4 protein-coding genes are annotated in these 4008 nt (G+C 52.1%); all 4 read right to left on the reverse strand.

Translation table 11 applies throughout. The annotated features are described in order from the left end of the window. The coding region (locus tag NV64_RS24130; protein WP_233208998.1) for a fimbria/pilus outer membrane usher protein at nt 1-945 on the reverse strand (945 nt) is incomplete at its 3' end. Between the two features lie 45 nt (nt 946-990). Beyond that, complete coding sequence (locus NV64_RS15710; protein ID WP_056232776.1) at nt 991-1674, reverse strand: molecular chaperone; 684 nt, start codon at nt 1672-1674, stop codon at nt 991-993. Nucleotides 1675-1725: 51 nt separating this feature from the next. Then, the gene (locus NV64_RS15715; protein ID WP_056232779.1) at nt 1726-2262 is read right to left on the reverse strand and encodes a fimbrial protein; all 537 of its coding nucleotides are present in this window, start codon (nt 2260-2262) and stop codon (nt 1726-1728) included. 404 nt (nt 2263-2666) lie between these two features. Then, nucleotides 2667-3377: a hypothetical protein gene (locus tag NV64_RS15720; RefSeq protein WP_056232780.1), complete on the reverse strand. Its 711-nt coding sequence runs from the start codon at nt 3375-3377 to the stop codon at nt 2667-2669. Nucleotides 3378-4008 lie beyond the last annotated feature (631 nt).

Below are 4008 nucleotides of genomic sequence, written 5' to 3' on the forward strand. Positions count from 1 at the left end.
ATCGCTCAGCTCAAACGGGCCGGGGGCGACGTTAGTGCTGTAAACGGTATAGCCGTTCTGGCGGATCTCCACCCGTGCATTGGTGCGAGCCACGCCGCGAACCACCGGTGCATAGCCACGCAGGCTGTCCGGCAGAATTTCCGGCACGCTGAACAGCTGCACGCCACGGAACTGGAAGCTGTCAAACACCGCGTTGCTGGTGCTGCGCTGCCCGAGCTGCACCCTGGAGCGCCAGGGTACGATATCGGTTTCCGCCCAGGTGGCGACCGAGGTCAGCTTACCGGGGCCTTCGCTCTGTTTCTGCCAGTTTGAATTATTGCGCAGCCGCCAGCGGCCAAGGTTCAGGCCATTCTGGGTCGAGGTGTAGAGATAATCGCTGTCGCCGCTGTTTTTCGTGCGATTTTTAGAACCGCTGAAGTTGTAATTGATAAAGGCGGCGTTGATACCGTCGTCATACAGGCGCGATGAGATCGCCCCTTTTGGCGTCGGGATCATGAAAATCTGCGGAACCGAGATATCCACTTTCTGGATGGCCGCGTCATAGGTCACGCTGGCACCCTGCAGATGGGCCGGCAGGTCAAAACAGTCCGCCGGATCGCCACTCAGCTTTTGCAGCTCAATGCCGTAGGCCAGGTAATCTTTTACCGGGATGCACACCTGAATCGGTTTAGCCGGATCGGTTTTACGAAACTCGACGTCTTTATGATCGACTCGCTCTGCGTTGACATAAATATCAAACGGATAGCTGCCAGGCAGAATATCATCACTGGCGGACAGCGCGGCAACGCTGGAGGCATCGCCGTGAATGAATGAGGTATTGAACTGTTCTTCTGCCAGCGTCGGAGAGAATTTCAGCAGCAGCAGCGTGGACACCAGCGCGCGCTTCAGGGGAAACTTGCGCGTTCCCTGGCGACCTGCTTTTTCCCTGCCCGCTGAATAAAACATAATCTTCTCATCCGATGCGATAAATGCAAATCATGGCTCCATCAATTACAGACGGATATCTTTCACCTGGGTGTTGCCACCAAAATCATTGATAAAGGTGAAAGTAAACTGCTTACTGTTTTCAGTGCCGGCCGGCAGTTTGATCGTCGCATTACTGAATGCTTTAACCATTTCTGCGTTAACCTTCTCTTCTTTGCCCGCACTGTTTTTAATCGTAATGGTTCCCAGGGTGACATTAAGCGGCCCCGGATTATCCACCACCAGCTGGCTACCCTGACGGTGCCATTTCAGCGCCTCAGCCTGCTGCTGCAGGGTGGTATTCAGGCCGGCCGGGCGGTAGAACAACTTAATTCGCGTGCGCACGGCAATTTGCAGTACGTTTTCTTCTTTTGGTGCCGGCGGAATTTCCTGCACGTTAACCCAGAATACCGACTCGCGATCCTGCGGCAGCCCGTTACCTGAATAAATAAAGCGCAGTACGGCTTCTTTTTTACCGGCCAGTTTTAACACCGGTGGTACCACCTGAATCGGGATATCTTTCGGCATTTTGGTCGCGTCACCGTGATCCAGCCAGGTCTGCACCATATAGGTGTCGTTCTGGTCGTTATGGATATCCAGTGAAGCCGACTTGGTATCGCCGTTGTAAATCACGCGGGTTGCATCAACCTGAATACCTGCAGCGGCACTCAGAGAAACACAGCACAGGGCGGCGGCCAGTAATTTTTTCATGCGTTCAACTCTTCTTAATGTGCGCCATCCCTGGCAGCACAGTTTAACTAATTAGTTGTATTCGATGGTGAAGGTAGAGCTGGCGTTTGCCGCGCCTTCAGTCACGTTAGCGGTAGTCGACTTGTAACGCGCTTTCAGGTTGAAAGTCGCGGTGCCGTTAGCAGTAGAACCTGACGCTGCGGTGTTGGTGATAGCAGCCAGTGCAGTGGTGGATGCAGTCTGGTTGATTGGGATGATTTTCTCGTCGTTAGACAGAATCTCGATACCCACGCCGGTCGCTGCGCTTACGGCCAGCAGGTTCGGGTAGCCAGCCAGAGTCGGGCCGTCAAAACGCAGGCTGTAAGAACCGGTGTCACAGTTAACCAGCTTGATGTTGAACGCTTTAGAGGCGGTCACGTCACCGGCGGCGCTGAACGCGGTAGTCGGGTATTTACCGATGAACACGCTCTGGTTTTTGCTGTCGTTATCAACTGTACAGGTCGCTTTAACAATCTGGCCGGTGAAAGCAACGGTGCCGTTAGCAGCCTGTGCGTTTACTGCGGTCAGAGCGATGGCTGCTGCAGCCACAGATAACAGGATTTTTTTCATTTTTATCTCCAGAAAAACAACGCTTAGATGATTGATTTATTTTGAGAATTCCATTTTTTTCCACCACGCGTTCATTCTGTTGTTTACCAGAGGCTGCAGATGGGAGAGTAGGAATACTCTGATTTCGAAGCGGAATATATCCTGTCGGATTTGACTTATATATTGGTTAAAATTCATTAACCATAAAGATTAACAGGCAAAATCTATCAAACAACGTAAGTCATTGATTATTAACAACGCGCTTTGTCAGGAAAGTGCAGAAAAAGTAAATATTTGAGTTTATTTTTTTTAAAATGATGCAGAACAGGCCCACCCATTTACGCCTGGCGGCATAAACGGGCGGTTAAAGAGTAAACAACGCTGCAGGATGTTGAGGGAAAGTCTGAAGTTCACTGCACTACGGATTAGCGCAGACGGCGCATCCGCTTCTCTTCCAGCATGATGCCCATCACCGTTTCTTCCATTTTACGCAGGAAGCCGCTGGCGGGCTTGTGGAACGCGCAGGAGAAAATGTGATAGCTGTGTTCGCGATTTTCGGGGCTAAGTTCGGTAATCTCTTTAATGCTCAATACGGTGAGATCCATGGTGAACTGGCCAAGGTTGCCAAAATCGACCAGCATATTTTTCAGCAGCATGCCCGCCCGCGTCAGCTCAGGTAACGCTTCTTCATACTGTAAACCGATGCCATTGCGTGACAGATCTTTCACCCGCAGTCGGTGACTGAAACCGTCGCGGAAACGCCCCTCGCAGATGAAATTATAACGTTCCGGTATTGTTATGCGGATATCACTGCGGCGCTGGGTCACAATAATTTCCGCCGGGAAATTAAACGTCAGAGAGTCCGGCGCTTCTTTCTCCACGATCTGGAAGGTAGTAAAAGCGATTTTCTCACTGCTGCCTTTAATTACCACCTCAACCGGCATAGTCACCGACTGCAACTCCTCCATCCGGCTGATACTAAAAACCTGGGTATCAATGTGCAGGAACTGGCAGCTCAGGGTGCGACCCTGAACGAGGAATTCAACGCTGCCGCTTTTTTTCATGGCTTCACGCAACAGCGCCAGAATTTCATAGCGGTCAGTTTTTTTAATTTCCTTATACGATAACGTTGTCATCTGGACGCATTGTCCCTTTATGTAATTGGAATTATATGCTGTGTCTTTGCAGACCGGTCGCGCTGTTACAATGACAGATGATAAACAGCCCCCGCCACTATAAAACTGAAAAATCAGGGGGCGTATTGTAATAACATCACAGCGTTTTTACCAGGCACGGAATCTGTCCGTTCGGCCTTAGTGCAGCAGAAGATAGCATTAATATGGCGGGAAGGTAATATGACCTGCTACTCACGGGTACCCCTTTGGCAAACTCAGCCCGCGACGCGACACGGTCATCAGGAAGAGGTCATCCTCCCTGCCAGGGGCGGGTGGCGAGGGCAGTCACTGCCAGGGTAGCGGTGTCTCTGGTGATGATAATATTGTGGGCAATAACCGTCGCTGTGACGATGGCAGGGGCGGAGACAGATGATCTGCCCCAGGCGGCGTGGTCAGCCAGGGGCAGGTTGTTCTTAGTGTCGGCTGGCACAACCACACTGGGCGATGTCCGGCAGCACGCCTTTACCCAGATGTGAGTGGCGTAACTTCAGCTCCCCGCGCCGCCACGCGCCGCTGTCGTCGGCACGGTTTTCCAGCAGGCGGTTCAGCGCTTCGGCAATCTGCAGATCGCTGCGCTGCGCCCAGGTGGTCA

Source organism: Erwinia sp. B116 (assembly GCF_002865965.1).
In the GTDB taxonomy this organism is placed as follows: Bacteria; Pseudomonadota; Gammaproteobacteria; order Enterobacterales; family Enterobacteriaceae; genus Erwinia.

Coding starts and splice junctions, on each gene's coding strand:
- NV64_RS15710 (WP_056232776.1), bottom strand. CDS start 1,674: ATGAAAAAATTACTGGCCGCCGCCCTGTGCTGTGTTTCTCTGAGTGCC.
- NV64_RS15715 (WP_056232779.1), bottom strand. CDS start 2,262: ATGAAAAAAATCCTGTTATCTGTGGCTGCAGCAGCCATCGCTCTGACC.
- NV64_RS15720 (WP_056232780.1), bottom strand. CDS start 3,377: ATGACAACGTTATCGTATAAGGAAATTAAAAAAACTGACCGCTATGAA.